The 18,402-nt window shown below is 71.6% G+C and carries 15 protein-coding genes and 1 tRNA gene; 9 read left to right on the top strand and 7 right to left on the bottom strand.

Annotation, left to right across the window (positions count from 1 at the left end):
* From IE258_RS30120 to IE258_RS30130, 3 genes are read left to right on the top strand one after another with little or no spacing between them, the layout of a single operon-like run.
* A complete protein-coding gene (locus IE258_RS30120) occupies nt 1–1,827 on the top strand; it encodes a branched-chain amino acid ABC transporter permease (RefSeq protein WP_189748816.1) in 1,827 nt (608 codons plus the stop codon).
* A 5-nt stretch (nt 1,828–1,832) separates the two neighbouring features.
* Nucleotides 1,833–2,756, top strand: coding sequence for an ABC transporter ATP-binding protein (locus tag IE258_RS30125; RefSeq protein ID WP_127892732.1), 924 nt, complete (start codon nt 1,833–1,835; stop codon nt 2,754–2,756).
* Complete coding sequence (locus IE258_RS30130; protein ID WP_109031890.1) at nt 2,753–3,469, top strand: ABC transporter ATP-binding protein; 717 nt, start codon at nt 2,753–2,755, stop codon at nt 3,467–3,469. The genes IE258_RS30125 and IE258_RS30130 overlap by 4 nt, the downstream gene beginning before the upstream one ends.
* A 73-nt stretch (nt 3,470–3,542) precedes the next feature.
* On the opposite strand, the gene IE258_RS30135 is transcribed toward IE258_RS30130, so the two are convergent.
* Nucleotides 3,543–4,199 (bottom strand): ANTAR domain-containing response regulator, encoded by a 657-nt coding sequence (locus IE258_RS30135; protein WP_104635570.1) that lies wholly within the window; start codon nt 4,197–4,199, stop codon nt 3,543–3,545.
* A 101-nt stretch (nt 4,200–4,300) separates the two neighbouring features.
* On the opposite strand from IE258_RS30135, the gene IE258_RS30140 reads away from it, so the two are divergent.
* A tRNA-Leu gene (locus tag IE258_RS30140) sits at nt 4,301–4,374 on the top strand.
* A 48-nt stretch (nt 4,375–4,422) separates the two neighbouring features.
* Here IE258_RS30140 and pyk read toward each other — a convergent pair.
* Nucleotides 4,423–5,853, bottom strand: a complete 1,431-nt coding sequence (pyk, locus tag IE258_RS30145; RefSeq protein WP_189748818.1) for a pyruvate kinase — start codon at nt 5,851–5,853, stop codon at nt 4,423–4,425.
* A 215-nt stretch (nt 5,854–6,068) separates the two neighbouring features.
* Between pyk and IE258_RS30150 the strand changes: the two genes are divergently transcribed.
* Complete coding sequence (locus IE258_RS30150; protein ID WP_189748819.1) at nt 6,069–7,877, top strand: bifunctional metallophosphatase/5'-nucleotidase; 1,809 nt, start codon at nt 6,069–6,071, stop codon at nt 7,875–7,877.
* Nucleotides 7,878–7,901: 24 nt separating this feature from the next.
* Here IE258_RS30150 and IE258_RS30155 read toward each other — a convergent pair whose 3' ends face one another.
* From IE258_RS30155 to IE258_RS30170, 4 genes are all read right to left on the bottom strand, one after another.
* A complete protein-coding gene (locus tag IE258_RS30155) occupies nt 7,902–9,314 on the bottom strand; it encodes a lysine N(6)-hydroxylase/L-ornithine N(5)-oxygenase family protein (RefSeq protein WP_189748823.1) in 1,413 nt (470 codons plus the stop codon).
* Complete coding sequence (locus tag IE258_RS30160) at nt 9,311–10,669, bottom strand: pyridoxal phosphate-dependent decarboxylase family protein (RefSeq protein ID WP_189748826.1); 1,359 nt, start codon at nt 10,667–10,669, stop codon at nt 9,311–9,313. Before IE258_RS30160 ends, IE258_RS30155 begins: the two co-directional genes overlap by 4 nt.
* A gap of 166 nt (nt 10,670–10,835) precedes the next feature.
* The gene (pepN, locus tag IE258_RS30165) at nt 10,836–13,334 is read right to left on the bottom strand and encodes an aminopeptidase N (RefSeq protein ID WP_189748830.1); all 2,499 of its coding nucleotides are present in this window, start codon (nt 13,332–13,334) and stop codon (nt 10,836–10,838) included.
* 129 nt (nt 13,335–13,463) lie between these two features.
* On the bottom strand, nt 13,464–13,820 hold the full coding sequence (locus IE258_RS30170) for a chorismate mutase (RefSeq protein ID WP_189748833.1): 357 nt from the start codon (nt 13,818–13,820) through the stop codon (nt 13,464–13,466).
* Between the two features lie 135 nt (nt 13,821–13,955).
* Here IE258_RS30170 and IE258_RS30175 point away from each other — a divergent pair, with 135 nt between their 5' ends.
* Entirely contained in the window at nt 13,956–14,852 is an 897-nt protein-coding gene (locus IE258_RS30175; protein ID WP_189748835.1) for a hypothetical protein, read from the top strand.
* Nucleotides 14,853–14,892: 40 nt separating this feature from the next.
* On the top strand, nt 14,893–15,522 hold the full coding sequence (locus tag IE258_RS30180; RefSeq protein WP_189748838.1) for an SIMPL domain-containing protein: 630 nt from the start codon (nt 14,893–14,895) through the stop codon (nt 15,520–15,522).
* 9 nt (nt 15,523–15,531) lie between these two features.
* Here IE258_RS30180 and IE258_RS30185 read toward each other — a convergent pair whose 3' ends face one another.
* Nucleotides 15,532–16,257: a vWA domain-containing protein gene (locus IE258_RS30185; protein WP_189748841.1), complete on the bottom strand. Its 726-nt coding sequence runs from the start codon at nt 16,255–16,257 to the stop codon at nt 15,532–15,534.
* Nucleotides 16,258–16,410: 153 nt separating this feature from the next.
* Here IE258_RS30185 and IE258_RS30190 point away from each other — a divergent pair, with 153 nt between their 5' ends.
* Nucleotides 16,411–17,349, top strand: coding sequence for a rhomboid family intramembrane serine protease (locus IE258_RS30190; RefSeq protein WP_189748844.1), 939 nt, complete (start codon nt 16,411–16,413; stop codon nt 17,347–17,349).
* 30 nt (nt 17,350–17,379) lie between these two features.
* The gene (locus tag IE258_RS30195; protein WP_189748846.1) at nt 17,380–18,300 is read left to right on the top strand and encodes a chitosanase; all 921 of its coding nucleotides are present in this window, start codon (nt 17,380–17,382) and stop codon (nt 18,298–18,300) included.
* Nucleotides 18,301–18,402 lie beyond the last annotated feature (102 nt).

The raw sequence follows: 18,402 nt of genomic DNA on the forward strand, positions 1-18,402 counted from the left end.
ATGACCACACAGACCACCGCGCCGAAGAACACCGGCGCCCCCGCCCCGGACGACGCCTCCGGCCTCATCGGCATACCCGCGAACCTCGGCCGTGCCCTCGCCACCGGCGGCGGTGTCCTCACCGTCGTCTCCACCTTCCTCGCCTGGACCTGGACCGCCGAGTTCCCCGGCGACCTCACCGTCTACGGCTACCCGGGCGGCCTGCAGGTCCTGGTGCTGATCGCCGGCGCCCTCACCGCCCTCTTCGGCCTCGCGTCGTACGGCGTCAAGGGGCTCGGCTGGCTCGTGCCGGCCGGTGCGGACGCGGCGCTCAAGTTCGCCGCGCTCGCCGCCTTCGCCACCACCTGGTACACGGTCGTCGCGATCAGCACCAAGCTCGGCGGCGTCGTCAACCTCGAACCCGGCGGTTACATCGCCGCGGCCGTCACGCTCATCGCCTTCCTGGGCGCCCTCGCGCTGCCCTTCGAGCGGCCCGAGCCGGACCCGTTCGACCCCGACGACACCGGCTGGGACCGGTTCAAGCACTCCAGCTCGCAGAACTGGCAGACGGTCCGGGCGGCCTTCGCCTCCAAGGACCCCAAGCCCGCGCGCGCGCTGCCGTCCTACGTCGAGATCCTCGTCATCGTGGCGATCCTCGCCGTGGCCCTGCTGGTCTTCACCTACGGCATCGGCACCGAGTACGACGAGCTGTTCATCGGTTTCCTGATCGTCGCCGGCTTCGGGTTCTCCGCCTTCCACCGGTCCGGGCTGATCAGCCACGCCACCGAGATCACCGCACGGCACCAGAACATCACCGTCTGCGGCGCCTTCATCGCGGCCGCCTGCTTCCCCTTCACGCAGTCCGACGACCAGTACGCCACCCTCGGCGTCTACATCCTGATCTTCGCCACGGTCGCGCTCGGCCTGAACATCGTCGTCGGCCTCGCCGGCCTGCTCGACCTCGGCTACGTGGCCTTCCTCGGCGTCGGCGCCTACGCCGCGTCCATGGTCTCCGGCTCCCCCAGCTCGCCCTTCGACCTGCACCTGCCGTTCTGGGCCGCGGTCCTGGTCGGCGCGGCCGCCTCCCTGGTGTTCGGCGTCCTGATCGGCGCGCCCACGCTGCGGCTGCGCGGCGACTACCTCGCCATCGTGACGCTCGGCTTCGGTGAGATCTTCCGGATCACCGCCAACAACCTGGACGGCACCTCGGGCCCGGACGTCACCAACGGCTCCAACGGCATCTCGTCCATCCCCGACCTCAAGATCCTCGGCTTCGACCTCGGGGTCGCGCACGACATCGGCGGCTTCACCCTCGGCCGGTTCGCCAACTACTTCCTGCTGATGCTCATCATCACGGCCGTCGTCGTCCTGGTCTTCCGGCGCAGCGGCGACTCCCGCATCGGCCGCGCCTGGGTCGCCATCCGCGAGGACGAGACCGCCGCGCTCGCCATGGGTATCAACGGCTTCCGGGTCAAGCTCATCGCGTTCGCCGTCGGCGCCTCGCTGGCCGGACTCGCCGGCACCGTCCAGGCGCACGTCACCTACACCGTCACCCCCGAGCAGTACCTCTTCGCCGGCACCACGCCGCCCAACTCGGCCTTCCTGCTCGCCGCGGTCGTGCTCGGCGGCATGGGCACCATCGCCGGTCCGCTCATCGGCGCGGCGCTGCTGTTCCTGATTCCCAACAAGCTCCAGTTCCTGGACGACTACCAGCTCCTCGCCTTCGGACTCGCGCTCGTCCTGCTGATGCGCTTCCGCCCGGAGGGCCTCATCGCCAACCGCCGCCGCAAGCTGGAGTTCCACGAAGAGGCCGAAGCGCCCACCGTCCTGAGCAAGACAGGGGCCTGACCATCATGACCACCGACACCACCACCAAGGACACCGCACCGGGCGCCCCGGCCCCCGGCACCACCATCCTCGACGCGCGCGGTGTCACGATGCGCTTCGGCGGACTGACCGCCGTGAACGGCGTCGACCTCACCGTGAACAGCGGCGAGATCGTCGGCCTGATCGGCCCCAACGGCGCCGGGAAGACGACCTTCTTCAACTGCCTGACCGGTCTCTACGTCCCGACCGAGGGCGAGGTCCGCTACAAGGGCCAGGTCCTGCCGGCCAAGTCCTTCAAGGTGACCGCGGCCGGCATCGCCCGTACCTTCCAGAACATCCGGCTGTTCGGCAACATGACGGTCCTGGAGAACGTCCTCGTCGGCCGGCACACCCGGACCAAGGAGGGCTTCTGGTCGGCCGTGCTGCGCGGCCCCGGCTTCCACCGCGCGGAGAAGGCGTCCCGCGAACGCGCCACGGAACTCCTGGAGTTCGTGGGTCTCGCACCCAAGGCGGACCACCTGGCGCGCAACCTGCCCTACGGCGAGCAGCGCAAGCTGGAGATCGCCCGCGCGCTGGCCAGCGAGCCGGGGCTGCTGCTCCTGGACGAGCCGACGGCCGGCATGAACCCGCAGGAGACGCGGGCCACCGAGGAACTGGTCTTCGCCATCCGCGACAAGGGCATCGCCGTCCTCGTCATCGAGCACGACATGCGGTTCATCTTCAACCTCTGCGACCGCGTCGCCGTGCTGGTGCAGGGCGAGAAGCTCGTCGAGGGCGACAGCGCCACGGTGCAGGGCGACGAACGCGTGGTCGCCGCCTATCTCGGCGAGCCCCTCGCCGACGACCCCGGCGCCGCGGAAGCGGCCGAAGTGGAAGCCGCCGAAGCCGCGCAGGCCGCCCAGGCCGACACCACCACGGACACCGCGGCCGGCAAGGAGAACGACCGATGACCGCACTGCTCGAGGTCGAGGACCTCCGCGTCGCCTACGGCAAGATCGAGGCCGTCAAGGGCATCTCCTTCAAGGTCGACGCGGGCGAGGTGGTCACCCTCATCGGCACCAACGGCGCCGGCAAGACCACGACGCTGCGCACCCTGTCGGGGCTGCTGAAGCCGGTCGGCGGCCAGATCAAATTCGGCGGCAAGTCGCTCAAGAAGGTGCCCGCGCACCAGATCGTCTCGCTGGGGCTCGCCCACTCGCCCGAGGGGCGGCACATCTTCCCGCGCATGACGATCGAGGACAATCTGCGCCTCGGCGCCTTCCTGCGCAGCGACCGGCCGGGCATCGAGAAGGACATCCAGCGCGCCTACGATCTCTTCCCGATCCTCGGTGAACGCCGCAAGCAGGCCGCGGGCACCCTGTCCGGCGGAGAGCAGCAGATGCTCGCCATGGGCCGCGCCCTGATGTCCCAGCCCAAGCTGCTGATGCTCGACGAGCCCTCCATGGGCCTCTCGCCGATCATGATGCAAAAGATCATGGCGACGATCGCCGAGCTGAAGTCCCAGGGCACCACCATCCTGCTCGTCGAGCAGAACGCCCAGGCCGCCCTGTCCCTGGCCGACCACGGCCACGTCATGGAGGTCGGCAACATCGTCCTGTCCGGCAGCGGCCAGGACCTGCTCCACGACGAGTCGGTCCGCAAGGCCTACCTGGGCGAGGACTGACGACCCCGCGCCCGTACGGCTGAGGCCCGCGCCCCCACACCGGGGACGCGGGCCTCACTCGTACGTCGGGGACTCAGCCCTTGGACGCCTTCTTCTCCTCGGCGTCCTGGATGACCGCCTCGGCCACCTGCTGCATCGACATCCGCCGGTCCATGGAGGTCTTCTGGATCCAGCGGAAGGCGGCCGGCTCGGTCAGGCCGTACTCCGTCTGGAGGACCGACTTGGCGCGGTCCACCAGCTTGCGGGTCTCGAGCCGGAGGCTGAGGTCGGCGACCTCCTTCTCCAGCGCCTTCAACTCGGTGAACCGCGAGACGGCCATCTCGATCGCCGGCACGACGTCGCTCTTGCTGAACGGCTTCACGAGGTACGCCATGGCCCCGGCGTCGCGGGCCCGCTCCACCAGGTCGCGCTGCGAGAAGGCGGTCAGCATCAGCACCGGCGCGATGGACTCCTCGGCGATCTTCTCGGCCGCGGAGATGCCGTCGAGCTTGGGCATCTTGACGTCGAGGATCACCAGGTCCGGCCGGTGCTCGCGGGCCAGCTCCACGGCCTGCTCGCCGTCACCGGCCTCACCGACGACGGAGTACCCCTCCTCCTCCAGCATCTCTTTGAGGTCCAGCCGGATGAGCGCCTCGTCCTCGGCGATGACGACGCGGGTCGTCAGCGGAGGAACGTGCGACTGGTCGTCGTCGGGCACGTCTACGGGCTGGGGCGACTCGGGGGCGGTCACGTGGGCTCCTCGTTCGGGGCAGGGGTACTGCTGACAAGAGCCTACCTAGCTCCTGTATGTTTGAGTCACCGAGGGGCTACACTGACCTTCGGTTCGAAGAGGCTCCGGTAGTCCAATCGGCAGAGACGATGCCCTCAAAAGGCATTCAGTGTGGGTTCGAGTCCCACCCGGGGCACTTTACCTTCATTTCGAAGGCACCCTCGCGTCGCTGCGGGACACCCGTTCAGCCGTCGTCCTCCCCGATGTGGTGCACCCGCACCAGGTTCGTCGTGCCGGACACCCCGGGCGGAGAGCCGGCCGTGATGACCACGGTGTCCCCCTTCTCGCACCGCCCGTACCGGGTGAGCAGTTCGTCCACCTGGTCGACCATCGCGTCCGTGGAGTCCACGTGCGGGCCGAGGAAGGTCTCCACGCCCCAGGTCAGGCTCAGTTGCGAGCGGGTCGCCGGTTCGGGTGTGAAGGCGAGCAGCGGGATGGGTGAGCGGTAGCGGGACAGACGGCGGACGGTGTCGCCGGACTGGGTGAAGGCGACCAGGAACTTCGCGCCGAGGAAGTCGCCCATCTCGGCCGCCGCGCGGGCGACCGCACCGCCCTGCGTGCGGGGCTTGTTGCGCTCGGTCAGCGGGGGCAGCCCCTTGGCCAGGATGTCCTCCTCGGCCGCTTCGACGATCCGGGCCATGGTGCGCACCGTGTCGGTCGCGTGCTTGCCCACGCTGGTCTCGCCGGAGAGCATGACGGCGTCGGTGCCGTCGATGACCGCGTTGGCGACGTCGGACGCCTCCGCGCGGGTCGGGCGGGCGTTGTCGATCATCGAGTCGAGCATCTGGGTGGCGACGATGACCGGCTTGGCGTTGCGCTTGGCCAGCTTGATGGCGCGCTTCTGGACGATCGGCACCTGCTCAAGGGGCATCTCGACGCCGAGGTCGCCCCGGGCGACCATGATGCCGTCGAAGGCCGCGACGATGTCCTCGATGTTCTCCACGGCCTGCGGCTTCTCGACCTTGGCGATGACGGGCAGGCGGCGCCCCTCCTCGTCCATGATGCGGTGCACGTCGAGCACGTCCCGCCCGCTGCGCACGAAGGACAGGGCGACGACGTCGAAGCCGCTGCGCAGCGCCCAGCGCAGGTCGTCCTCGTCCTTCTTCGACAGGGCGGGCACGGACACCGCGACGCCGGGCAGGTTGAGGCCCTTGTGGTCGGAGACCATGCCGCCCTCGATCACCCGGGTGCGCACCCGCGGCCCGTCGACACCGGTCACCTCCAGGCACACCTTGCCGTCGTCGACGAGGACGCGTTCACCGGGGGTGACGTCCTCGGCGAGGCCCGCGTAGGTGGTGCCGCAGGTGTGGCGGTCGCCCTCGACGCCCTCCTCGACGGTGATGGTGAAGCTGTCGCCGCGTTCAAGGAGTACGGGTCCCTCACCGAAGTGGCCGAGGCGGATCTTCGGACCCTGAAGGTCGGCCAGGGCGCCGACGCTGCGGCCCGTCTCGTCGGACGCCTTGCGGACACGGTGGTAGCGCTCTTCGTGTTCGGCGTGGGTGCCGTGGCTGAAATTGAAGCGGGCGATGTCCATACCGGCGTCGACCAGGTCCTTGATCTGGTCGTACGAGTCGGTGGCGGGCCCAAGAGTACAGACGATCTTTGCTCGGCGCATGAGTCGAGCCTAAGACTTACTGCCGGGTAGCGAATTGGCCACGCATGACCACTCAACAACCTTTGAGTAAAGGGATATTGACAAGTGTTGAATTGTGCGCGGCGCCGCTCCGATGAGCAGGCGGACGGTCCTGCACCCCTTGACAGGAGACATGTTCAGGACAGAATCTACGCGCGTTGCCACTGTCTGCACGGGCCCACCGAGGAGAGTCAGTCATGCCGTTGAACCGCCGCACGTTCCTGAGCAGGTCCGCCGTGACGGGGGCGGGGGTCGCCCTGGCCGGCGCGGCGGCTGCTCCGGCGGCCGAGGCCGCGGCCCCCGCGCACCGGGGCGGCCGCAGGCCCAAGCGGTACGCGCTGACCGTGCTCGGCACCACCGACCTGCACGGGCACGTCTTCAACTGGGACTACTTCAAGGACGCCGAGTACACGGACGCGGCGGGCAACGCCCAGGGCCTCGGCCGGATCTCCATCCTGGTGAACCAGGTCCGCGAGGAGAAGGGCCGCCGCAACACGCTGCTGCTGGACGCGGGCGACACCATCCAGGGCACGCCGCTGACGTACTACTACGCGAAGGTTGACCCGATCACCGCCGAGGGCGGTCCGGTGCACCCGATGGCGCAGGCGATGAACGCCATCGGCTACGACGCGGTGGCGCTCGGCAACCACGAGTTCAACTACGGCATCGAGACGCTGCGCAGGTTCGAGGAGCAGTGCGACTTCCCGCTGCTCGGCGCGAACGCGGTGGACGCGAAGACGCTGAAGCCCGCCTTCCCGCCGTACTTCATGAAGACCTTCCGGGTGAAGGGCGCGCCGCCGGTGAAGGTGGCGGTGCTGGGGCTGACCAACCCGGGCATCGCGATCTGGGACAAGGCGTACGTGCAGGGGAAGCTGGCCTTCCCGGGCCTCGAGGAGCAGGCGGCCAAGTGGGTGCCGAAGCTGCGTTCGATGGGCGCGGACGTGGTGGTCGTCTCCGCCCACTCGGGCTCGTCGGGCACGTCCTCCTACGGTGACCAGGTCCCCTACGTCGAGAACGCGGCGGCCAACGTGGCGCGGCAGGTACCGGGCATCGACGCGATCCTGGTCGGGCACGCGCACGAGGAGATCGCCGAGCTGAAGGTCGTCAACGAGGAGACCGGCAGGACCGTCGTCCTCTCGGAGCCGCTGTGCTACGCCGAGCGGCTGACCCTGTTCGACTTCGAGCTGGTCTTCGAACGGGGCCGCTGGCACGTCGAGTCGGTGAAGGCGTCGCTGCGCAACTCCAACGCGGTCGAGGACGACCCGAGGATCACGAAGCTGCTGGCGGACGAGCACGAGAAGGTCGTGGCCTACGTCAACCAGGTGGTCGGCACCGCCACCGAGACGCTGACCACGGTCGAGGCGCGGTACAAGGACGCCCCGATCATCGACCTGATCACCAAGGTCCAGGAGGACGTGGTCAAGGAGGCGCTTGCGGGCACGGAGTACGCCGCGCTGCCGGTCCTCGCACAGGCGTCGCCCTTCTCGCGGACCTCCGAGATCCCGGCCGGCGACGTGACGATCCGGGACCTGTCGAGCCTGTACGTGTACGACAACACGCTGGTCGCGAAGCTGCTGACCGGCGCGCAGCTGCGGGCGTACCTGGAGTACTCGGCGGAGTACTACGTGCAGACGGCCGCCGGTGCGCCGGTGGACGTGGACAAGCTGACCAACGCGAACGGCCGCCCGGACTACAACTACGACTACGTGTCGGGGCTGGCGTACGAGATCGACGTGGCGCAGGCCGCCGGTTCAAGGATCAAGAACCTGACGTACGGCGGTGCTCCGCTGGACGACGCCCAGCAGTTCGTGCTGGCCGTGAACAACTACCGGGCCAACGGCGGCGGCGCCTTCCCGCACGTGGCGTCGGCGAAGGAGCTGTGGTCGGAGTCGACGGAGATCCGCACCCGGATCGCGGAGTGGGCGACCGAGAAGGGTGTGCTGGACCCGAAGGACTTCGCGTCCGCGGACTGGTCGCTGACGCGCGACGGCACGCCGGTGTTCTGACGGGCGCCGCCTGAGGCGGCCGGTTCAGATCCCGTCCACCAGGGGGGTGAGCGCCCGGTGGGGGCGCGCGGACGGGAGCTGGGGCCGGCCGCCCTCGAGGCCGAAGGTGGTGAAGGCGGTGCGGTCGGGCAGCGGGTACGGCTCCCGCCCGGTGAGGTCGTTGAGGACGGTCGCGCTGCGCCAGGCGGCGAGGCCCAGGTCGGGCGTGCCGACCCCGTGGGTGTGCGTCTCGGCGTTCTGGACGTAGACGTTGCCGGTGACACAGGGGTCGAGGACGAGGCGGTGGCGGTCGTCGACGCGGGGGCGTTCGGAGCTGTCGCGCCGCATGTAGGGGTCGAGCCCGGCGAGGAGGCGGCCCAGCGGACGTTCGCGGTGGCCGGTGGCGAGGACGACGGCGTCGGTGGTGAGGCGCGAGCGGGTCTTCTGCTGCTCGTGCTCCAGGTGGAGTTCGACCTGGGTGGCGGCGATGCGTCCCGCGGTGCGGACGTGGACGCCGGGGGTGAGGGTGGTGTCGGGCCAGCCGCCGTCCAGGGTGCGCCGGTACAGCTCGTCGTGGATGGCGGCGGTGGTGTCGGCGTCGATGCCCTTGTGCAGCTGCCACTGGGCGGCGACGAGGCGGTCGCGGACCGGTTCGGCCAGGCCGTGGAAGTAGCGGGTGTAGTCGGGGGTGAAGTGCTCCAGGCCGAGCTTGGAGTACTCCATGGGTGCGAGGGCCTCGGTGCGGCCGAGCCAGTGCAGCCGCTCGCGGCCTGCGGGGCGGTGGCGGAGCAGGTCAAGGAAGACCTCCGCGCCGGACTGGCCGGTGCCGATGACGGTGACGTGTCCGGCGGCCAGGAGCGTGTCGCGGTGGCGTAGGTAGTCGGCGGCGTGCACGACGGGGACGGCGGGGTCCTCGACGAGCGGCCTGAGCGGGTCGGGGACGTGCGGTTCGGTGCCGATGCCGAGGACGACGTTCCGGGTGTGGGTGCGGCCGAGGGCCTCGGCCTCCCCGTCGGCGTCGAGCTGGGTGTAGTCGACCTCGAAGAGGTCGCGTTCGGGGTTCCAGCGCACCGCGTCGACCTGGTGGTGGAAGCGGAGCGCGGGCAGGTTCCCGGCGACCCAGCGGCAGTACGCGTCGTACTCGGCGCGCTCGATGTGGAAGCGTTCCGCGAAGTAGAAGGGGAAGAGGCGTTCTCTGGCCCTGAGGTGGTTGAGGAAGGTCCAGGGGCTCGCCGGGTCGACGAGGGTGACCAGGTCGGCGAGGAAGGGCACCTGGACGCGTGCGCCGTCGATGAGCAGACCGGGGTGCCAGCGGAAGTCGGGACGCTGTTCGTAGAAGACGGCGTCGAGGTCGGTGAGGGGGTCGGCGAGGGCCGCGAGGGAGAGGTTGAAGGGGCCGATGCCGATGCCGACGAGGTCGCGGGGGGCGTCGGGGGTGTGGTGCGCCGGGGTGTTCATCGCGGGACGTGTCCTTCCACGAGCGTCAGGAGTGCTGCGAGGTCGTCTGGGCGGGTGTGCGGGTTCAGGAGGGTCGCCTTGAGCCAGAGCCGGCCGTCGGCGCGGGCCCGGCCGAGGACGGCGCGGCCGGTGGTGAGCAGTGCGCGGCGTACGGCGGCGACGGCGTCGTCGCTCGCTCCGGCGGGCCGGAACAGGACCGTGCTGATGGTGGGCGGGGCGTGCAGTTCGAACCCGGGGTGCGCCTCGACCAGCCCGGCGAACTCGCGGGCGAGGGAGCAGACCGCGTCGACGAGGGCGCCCAGTCCGGTGCGGCCCAGGGTCTTGAGGGTGACGGCGGTCTTGAGGACGTCCGGGCGGCGGCTGGTGCGCGGGGACCGCCCGAGAAGGTCGGGCAGGCCCGCGTCGGTGTCGTCGTCGGCGTTGAGGTAGTCGGCGCGGTGGTGGAGGGCGGTGAGGTCGTCGGCGTCGGTGACCGTGAGGAGCCCGGCCGGGATCGGCTGCCAGCCCAGCTTGTGCAGGTCCAGGGCGACGGTGTCGGCCGCCTCCAGTCCCGCCAGCCGGGCCCGGTGCCGGTCGCTGAACAGGAGGCCCGCGCCGTAGGCGGCGTCGACGTGCAGGCGGGCGCCGTGGGCGGCGCAGCGGTCGGCGATCTCGGGCAGCGGGTCGATGAGCCCGGCGTCGGTGGTGCCCGCGGTGGCGGCGACCAGGTGCGGCCCGGGGACCTGGGTGAGGGCCTCGTCGAGGGCGGCGGGGTCGAGGGTGCCGGCGGGGGCGGGGACGACGACGGGCTCGGGCAGGCCGAGCAGCCAGGCGGCACGGGGCAGCGAGTGGTGGGCGCCCGCCCCGTGGACCAGCCGCAGGCCCGCGCCGTGCGTCTCGCGGGCGAGCAGGACGGCTAGCTGGTTGGACTCGGTACCGCCGGTGGTGACGACGGCGTCGGCGGCACCGGTCTCCCGGGCGAGGGCGCGGACGACGAGGGCCTCCAGGGCGGAGGCCGCGGGTGCCTGGTCCCAGGAGTCGAGGGAGGGGTTGAGGACGCTCGCGGCGAGGTCGGCGGCGGCCGCGACGGCGAGCGGCGGGGTGTGCAGGTGGGCCGCGCACAGGGGGTGGGCCGGGTCGGCGGCGCCCTCGGCGAGCGCGGTGACCAGCACGCGGAGCGCCTCGGGGTCGCCCCTCTCGGGCAGGATGTCGCCGGCCGCGTCCGCCACCCGGGCGGCGACGGCACCGGGGCCGCCCGCGGGCAGCGGGCCGCCGCGTGCCGCCGTGCCGGCGCGCAGGGCGTCGAGCACGGTGTCGAGCAGGGGCCGCAGGGCATCGGTGCCGTGCGGGCCCGAGGCGAGGGGCGGCATGCCCATGTGCTGTCCTCCGGGCACGGGGGCTGGGGCTCCAGCTTCCACGTGGAGGGGCGCGTTCGCCCGGACAGCTCAGTGATCACAACCCGAAAGGGGGATCCCGGCGGCTCTCGGCCGGGGAACGCGGCCGGTCTACCCACCCGGGGACGGACCGGCCGCGTCCGGTGTGTCAGGCCGTGCCCGCCTCCCGTACCCGCAGGGCGCGCGCCAGGTCGTCGAGCTGGTCGGTGAGCTTGCGGCGCAGGGCGGGGATCGGGTCGGCGTCGGCGAGGCACTCCTGGCCCAGGCGCAGGGTGTCGGCGTCGACGGCGTGGGCGGGGAAGGCCCAGCGGCCGGCGGCGTCGGCCATGGCGGGGCCGCGGCGGGCGGCGAGCGCGACGGCCTCGGGGTAGTAGCGCGGTACGTAGTCCCGCACGAGGTCGGCCTGTTCGGGCTGCCAGAAGCCCTGGGCGGTGGCGGTGAACAGGTAGTTGGAGAGGTCGTCGGAGGCGAACATGGCCTCCCAGGCGCGGGCCTTGGCCTCGGTGTCCGGCAGCGCGGCGCGGCAGCGGGCGGCGCCCTCCTGGCCGGTGGCGCTCGGGTCGTTCGCCAGCTCGGCGGCGATGGCGGCCTCGTCGGTGGCGCCGAGGACGGCGAGCCGGGTGAGGATGCGCCAGCGCAGCTCGGGGTCGAGTTCGGGTCCGCCGGGCACGGTGCCGTCGGCGAGCCAGGCGGCGATGGTGTCGGGGTGGGCGGCCGTCGCGATGCGGTGCCGTACGGCGATCAGGCGCAGCCCGGGGTGGTCGCCGTCCTCGGTGCGGCGGATGAGGTCGCGGCACAGCTCGGCGAGGGTGCTCAGGGCGGCGGGCCGCTGCTCGGGGGTGACGTAGCGGTCGGCGATCTGGCCGGAGGCGAAGGCGAGGACGCCGTCGACGAGCGCGAGGTCGGTCTCGTGCGGGAGGTGGGCGCGGGCGATGTCGAGGTAGGTGGCGGCGGGCAGGTCGCCGTCGCGGACGGCGTCCCTGAGGGCGTTCCACACGACGGCCCGGGTGAGGGGGTCGGGCAGGCCGGACAGGCTCTCGCGCAGGGTCCGGAAGGAGTCGGCGTCGAAGCGGATCTTGGCGTAGCTCAGGTCGCCGTCGTTGAGCACGACCAGGGCGGGGAGCTTGCCGATGGGCCGGGGCTCGGCCTGGGGGACGTCGATGTCGAGGCGTTCGCGCGGGGTGAGGAGGCCCTCGTCGCCCGGGTCCTGGTCGTAGAGGCCGACGGCGATGCGGTGGGGGCGCTCGCCGGTGCGCCGGACGGTGAGGGCGCGGCTGCCGTTGTCGCCGGTGACGCCGGGGACGAGGGTGTCGACACCGGTGGTGCGCAGCCAGGCGTCGGCCCAGGCGTGGACGTCGCGGTCGGTGGCGGCGGCCAGGGAGTCGATGAAGTCGGCGAGGGAGGCGTTGGCGAACCTGTGCCGCTCGAAGTGGATGTTGATGCCGGCCAGGAAGTCCTTCTCGCCGAGCCAGGCGACGAGCTGGCGCAGGGCCGAGGCGCCCTTGGCGTAGGAGATGCCGTCGAAGTTGAGCAGGGCGGAGGCGGTGTCCTGGACGTCCTCGGGGGCGACCGGGTGCGTGGAGGGGCGCTGGTCGGCGTCGTAGCCCCAGGCCTTGCGGGTGACGCCGAAGTCGGTCCAGGTGTCCGTGAAGCGGGTGGCCTCGGCGGTGGTCTGGTAGCCCATGTACTCGGCGAAGGACTCGTTCAGCCAGATGTCGTCCCACCAGCGCAGGGTGACGAGGTCGCCGAACCACATGTGGGCCATCTCGTGGGCGATGACCATGGCGCGGGTCTGCCGCTGGGTCTCGGTGACGGCGGACCGGAAGACGAACTCGTCGCGGAAGGTGACGAGGCCGGGGTTCTCCATCGCGCCGGCGTTGAACTCGGGGACGAACGCCTGGTCGTAGGAGTCGAAGGGGTACGGCTCGTCGAACTTCTCGTGGTAGCGGTCGAAGCAGGCGCGGGTGACGTCGAGGAGTTCGTCGGCGTCGGTGTCCAGGTGCGGGGCGAGCGAGCGGCGGCAGTGGATGCCGAAGGGCAGGCCGCGGTGTTCGGTGCGCACGGAGTGCCAGGGGCCGGCGGCGACGGCGACGAGGTAGGTGGAGATCAGCGGGGTGGTGGCGGCCTTCCAGCGGCCCTGTCCGGTGTCCTCGGTGACGCCGTTGGCGAGGACGGTCCAGCCCTCGGGTGCGGTCACGGTGAGGTCGAAGACGGCCTTGAGGTCGGGCTGGTCGAAGGCGGCGTAGACCCGCTGGACGTCGTCGAGGAAGAGCTGGGTGTAGACGTAGGTCTCGCCGTCGGCGGGGTCGGTGAAGCGGTGCATGCCCTCGCCGGTGCGGGAGTAGCGCATGGCCGCCTCGACCCGCAGCTCGTGCTCGCCGGGGGCGAGGTCCTTCAGCGCCAGCCGGTTCTCGTCCAGGGCGGTGGGGCCCAGGGGCTGCCCGTCCAGCGTGACGGAGCGCAGTTGTGCGGGCTTGACCTCGACGAAGGTGTCCGCGGTGCCCTCGTCGGCGCGGACGGTGAACCGGATGGCGGTCCGGGAGTCGAAGGTCTCGTCCCCACGGGTCAGATCGAGGTCGATCGCGTAGTGGTGGACGTCGAGGAGCCGGGCACGGGTCTGCGCTTCGTCGCGCGTCAGTACGGACATGCACGACATGCTGCCTGATGCGGTGGGCAGGGCACAGAGGCGGTTCGGTACGTGCGGTATGTCCGCTCCGTCGCGGCGGTCGCCGCACTCCCCCGGCGTGCGCCCCCGTGGGCGGGGGCGCACCGGGTCTCAGTCGGAGGCGGGCGCCGCGCCCGCGCCGCCGCCGTTGCTCTCCGCGATGCGCTCGTGGTGGTGGATCACCTCGGCGACGATGAAGTTCAGGAACTTCTCGGCGAACGCCGGGTCCAGCTTGGCGCTTTCGGCGAGGGCGCGCAGCCGGGCGATCTGCCGGGCCTCCCGGGCCGGGTCGGCGGGCGGCAGCCGGTGGCGGGCCTTGAGGTGGCCGACCTGCTGGGTGCACTTGAAGCGCTCGGCGAGCATGTGGACGACGGCCGCGTCGATGTTGTCGATGCTGTCCCGCAGCCGGGCCAGCTCCTCGCTGACGGCGGGTTCGACGTTACCGGTACCGGTGTTGCTGGTGGTCATGGGCGCACACCCTACGGGCGGCGGCCCGGCCGTCGCAGACCCGTCTCAGGCGCTGAACGCCGTACGGTCCTCGTGCGGCTCGTACAGTGGGAGCAGCATTCAGGAGGCAGGGTTCAGGCGTCTTGGGGGTCGGGCGTGGCGAACGGCGGACCGGTCGAGCACGGGTTCCCGCACCTGGAGACGGTGCGGGAGGCGGTCACGGCGCTGTACCGGCGGCTGTCGTACGACACCGTGCGGACGTTCTCGGCCAGTGTGGCCCCGGCGGACGTGGCGTTCTGCGACACGGACGACCTGTACCTGGGCACGCAGCGGGTGGCGCACGAGCTGGTGCGGCACTACCGGCTGCCCGACGCCCGCATGATCGTCTCCTTCCGCGAGATGACCCACGCGGCGAACGTGGAACTCACGGCCGGCCCGGAGTACTTCGTCGAGCTGAACGACCGCTTCCGCACGCACCGCCGGGACATCGGCGCGGCCCTCGCGCACGAGGTGATGCACGTGTACCTGCACCGCCTCGACCTGTCGTTCCCCTCCACCCGGGACAACGAGATCCTCACCGACACCGCGACGACGTACCTGGGCGCCGGCTGGCTGCTGCTCGACGCCTACCGGGAGGACGCGGCGTCCTCGCAGAAGCTGGGGTATCTGACGCCGGAGGAGTTCGGTTACGTGCTGGCCAAGCGGGCGCTGGTGTTCGGCGAGGATCCCTCGGTGTGGTTCACGAGCCCGCAGGCATACACGGCGTACGGCAAGGGCCTGGCGCGGGCGCGCCGGGACGAGCAGCAGCCGCCGCTGACCGCGGCGGGCTGGGCGGGCCGCCGCCGCTACGCCCGGGACCGCCGCCACGCGCAGGATCCGCACGCGGCCGGCGCGGCCGGCGGCGACGCGTACTCCTTCACCGCGCAGCCGCCGGGGCAGCTGCGGGTGTCGTTCCCCTGCCCGACCTGTCACCAGCGGATCAGGGTGCCGGTGCGCGGGCGGGTCCGGGCGCGGTGCGGGCTGTGCCGGACGGTGCTGGAGTGCGACACGTGATACGGCGCGCGGGGCGCGGGGGCGCTGCTTCAATGCCCCTATGACACAGGCCATCGAAGAACCCTGGGGCATCAGCGTGTTCGGCTCGGGCACGGTGCGGGCCGAGCCGTCACTCGCTCGGGTGCGGCCGGCGGTGGACGTGCTGGAACCGTCGCCGGAGCTGGCCTTCCAGCGGGCCGGGGAGGCCGTGGCCCGGCTGCGGGAGGTCCTGCGGCGGCACGGCGTGCCGGACGCCTCGGTGTCGGGCTCCCGGCTCGGCCTCAGCTCGGAGTACGGAACCCGCGACGGCGGCCGGGCCCTGCTCGGCTACCGGTGCCGGGCCTCGTACGCGGTGGAGACCGGGGCGCTGGACGAGCTGGAGCGGCTGATCGCGGACGTGGTCGAGGCGGGTGCGCACGGGATCGACGGTGTGGAGTTCGACGTGCGCGACCGGCAGGCGCTGCTCGACGAGGCACGGCGCAGGGCCGTGGCGGCGGCCCGCCGCAAGGCGCAGGTGTACGCGGAGGCGGCGGACGCGCGGCTGGGTCCGGTGCTGCACATCCAGGACGTGGAGTCCGAGCCCGTCGCCGCGTTCCGTGCCTCCGCGGGCGGCGGTCCGCCCGGCGTGCTGGCGCCGGGTGCGGTGGAGGTGTCGGCCCGGGTCGTGCTGGGCTTCTCCCTGCGGCACTGACCGGCGTGGTCAGGCGGGCCGGACGATCCCCTGGGCGCGTGCGGCCGCCAGCCACTGGGGGAACTCGCCCACCAGCCGGTCGTACAGCTCGGCGTCGGTCACCTTGCGCGGGTCGCGGCCCGCGTGGAAGAACCCGGCGTTGTCGACCACCCGCTTGCCGGGCACCGCGAGTTCGTCGAGCTTGCGCAGGTACTCGAACTGGCGGCTGCCGGGGTCGCCGAAGCCGACGAACTGCCAGAACAGCGGCAGCGGCGCCGCCTTGCACAGGTAGCGCTCGGCGGCGAGCCGGTTGATCGGGCCGCCGTCGGTCTGGAAGACGACCAGGGCGGGGTGGCGGGCGCCGCTGTCCAGGTAGTGGTCGATGACGGCGTCCATGGCCAGGTGGTAGCTGGTCTTGCCCATGTGCCCGAGACCGGCCACGATCCGTTCGATACGGCCCTGGTGGTCGGCGAGCGCGATCTCGGTGACCGCGTCGACGTCGGTGGAGAAGAACACCACCGGCACGGTGCCGTCGTCGTCGAGGTGGGCGGACAGGCTCAGCACCCGGTCGGCCAGCGCCTGCACGCTGCCGTCCTTGTAGTACGGCTTCATGGAGCCGGAGTAGTCGACGACGAGGTAGACCGCGGCCCGGGTCCCCTCCATGCCGTGCTTGGCGAGCGACACACCGGCGGTCTTGTACAGATCGACCAGCGCGGGCGCGCTCTCCTGCACCTTGGTGAGACTGATCGCGGCCATGCGGATTCCCCCCGTCACTGCTGCCTCGCGGCATCCGGTGCCGAGGTTACGGCACGGCGCACCCCGCCGACCGGCCGGTCCACCGGCATTCGCTATTTTGTTCGCCGCCGTCCCCACCGGCTCACCGTCCGCCCGTCCCGAGGAGCCGGCCCCGTGGATTCCGAGTCCACCGCCACCACCTGCTACCGCCATCCCGCGGTGGCGTGCCAGGTCCGCTGCACCCGCTGCGAGCGGTACATCTGCCCGGACTGCATGCGTGAGGCGCCGGTCGGCCATCAGTGCCCGGAGTGCGTGCAGGAGGGGGCGCGGTCGGCACGGCAGGCCCGGACCCTCGTCGGTGGCAGGATCTCGGCGACGCCCGTGGTGACGTACGCGCTGTTCGCGCTCACCGTGCTGGCGTACCTCGCGGAGCTGGTGCGGCCGGGGCTCGTGGACCGGTTCGCCATGGTGGGTTCGCGGCTGGTCGGTCCTGACGGCACCCCCCTGCCCGGCGGTGACGGACTGTTCCTGGGCTCCGGGCCGCCTCGGGTGGAAGGTGTCGCCGGGGGCGAGTGGGAGCGGATGCTCACCAGCGCCTTCCTGCACCAGTCGCCCTTCGAGGGCACGTTCGGGCTTGTGCACATCGCGCTGAACATGGTCGTGCTGTGGCAGTTGGGGCCGGTGGTGGAGCTGATGCTCGGCCGGGTGCGGTTCGCCGTCCTGTATCTGCTGTCGGCGCTCGGCGGTTCCGTCCTGGAGCTGGTCCTCGCCGATCCCGGGCATGCCTCGGTCGGCGCGTCCGGTGCGGTCTTCGGGGTGGGGGCCGCGTACTACGTGCTGCACCGCAGGCTGGGCGCCGAGAGGGGGCGGGTCAACCGTTTCACGGCCGGGCTGCTGCTGTGGCTGGTGGTGTCCGCCTGGTCCACCTCGTGGCAGGGTCATCTCGGCGGCCTGCTGGTGGGCGGTGCGCTGGCCCTGGCGTACGCGTACGCGCCCCGGGACGGACGCCGGGTGGCGGTGCAGGCCGGGGCGGGGGCCGGGCTGGTGCTGCTGCTGGCGGTGACGGCGGTGGTGAAGGTGTCGGAACTGACCGGCGGAAGTGTTCCCCTGTGAGAGGTGTCCCCCTATGAGAGGTGTCCCCCTGTGAAACGTGTCGGAGTGCTGCTCCTCGGGGCCCTTCCCGTGATCGCCGCGGGCGTGTACCTCGCCGTGCCGGACGACTCGGCCGACTCGGCGGACACCGCGTCCTCCGCGTCCTCGTCGTCCCCGGCCACCGCCAAGTCGGCCCGCGACGACGCCAAGGACCGGGCCGAGAAAGAGCGGGAGGCGGACGACGCGCTCATCGCCGACCTGCCGCCGGGGCTGGCCGCACCGGCGAAGAAGGAGCTGGCCCAGCAGCTGGTGTCCAGCGCCGAGAACTCGACGACGAAGTGGCGCACCGCCTACGGCAGCATCGAGGACGTCGGGGACGGCGACGGGTACACCGCGGGCATCGTCGGCTTCTGCACCGGTACCCACGACCTGCTCATGCTGGTCGAGCGCTACACCGAGGACCACCCGGACAACGGCCTGGCCGAGTACCTGCCCGCACTGCGCAAGGTGGACGGCAGCGACTCCCACGAGGGCCTGGACCCGGGCTTCACGGCGGCCTGGAAGGCGGAGGCCGAACTCCCGGCGTTCCGCGCGGCCCAGGAGGAGGAGCGCGACCGGGTCTACTTCGAACCGGCGGTGCGCCTGGCCAAGCTGGACGGCCTGGGCACGCTCGGCCAGTTCGTCTACTACGACGCGATGGTCTTCCACGGCCCCGACACGGACGCCGAGGGCTTCTACGGGTTGCGCGAGCTGGCCATGGCGAAGGCGAGGACACCGGGGCAGGGCGGCTCCGAGAAGGCGTATCTGGACGCCTTCCTGGACGTCCGCGAGCAGGCCATGCGGGACAAGCGCCCGGGCATCGACACCTCCCGCGTCGACACGGCCCAGCGCCGGTTCCTCGCCGCCGGGAACATGAAGCTGGCGACGCCGCTGGTGTGGGAGATGTACGGGGACACCTACCGGGTGCCCTGAGCATGCGACAGCGCCTGCCCATGGTCCGGTCGGGGACGGGGCAGGCGCCATCAGTGTTCCGCACGCCTTTGTGCGGGACGTTCTTCGGTTGTCCGCCCCTCA

The organism is Streptomyces tendae (assembly GCF_014650435.1).
GTDB lineage: Bacteria > Actinomycetota > Actinomycetes > Streptomycetales > Streptomycetaceae > Streptomyces > Streptomyces tendae.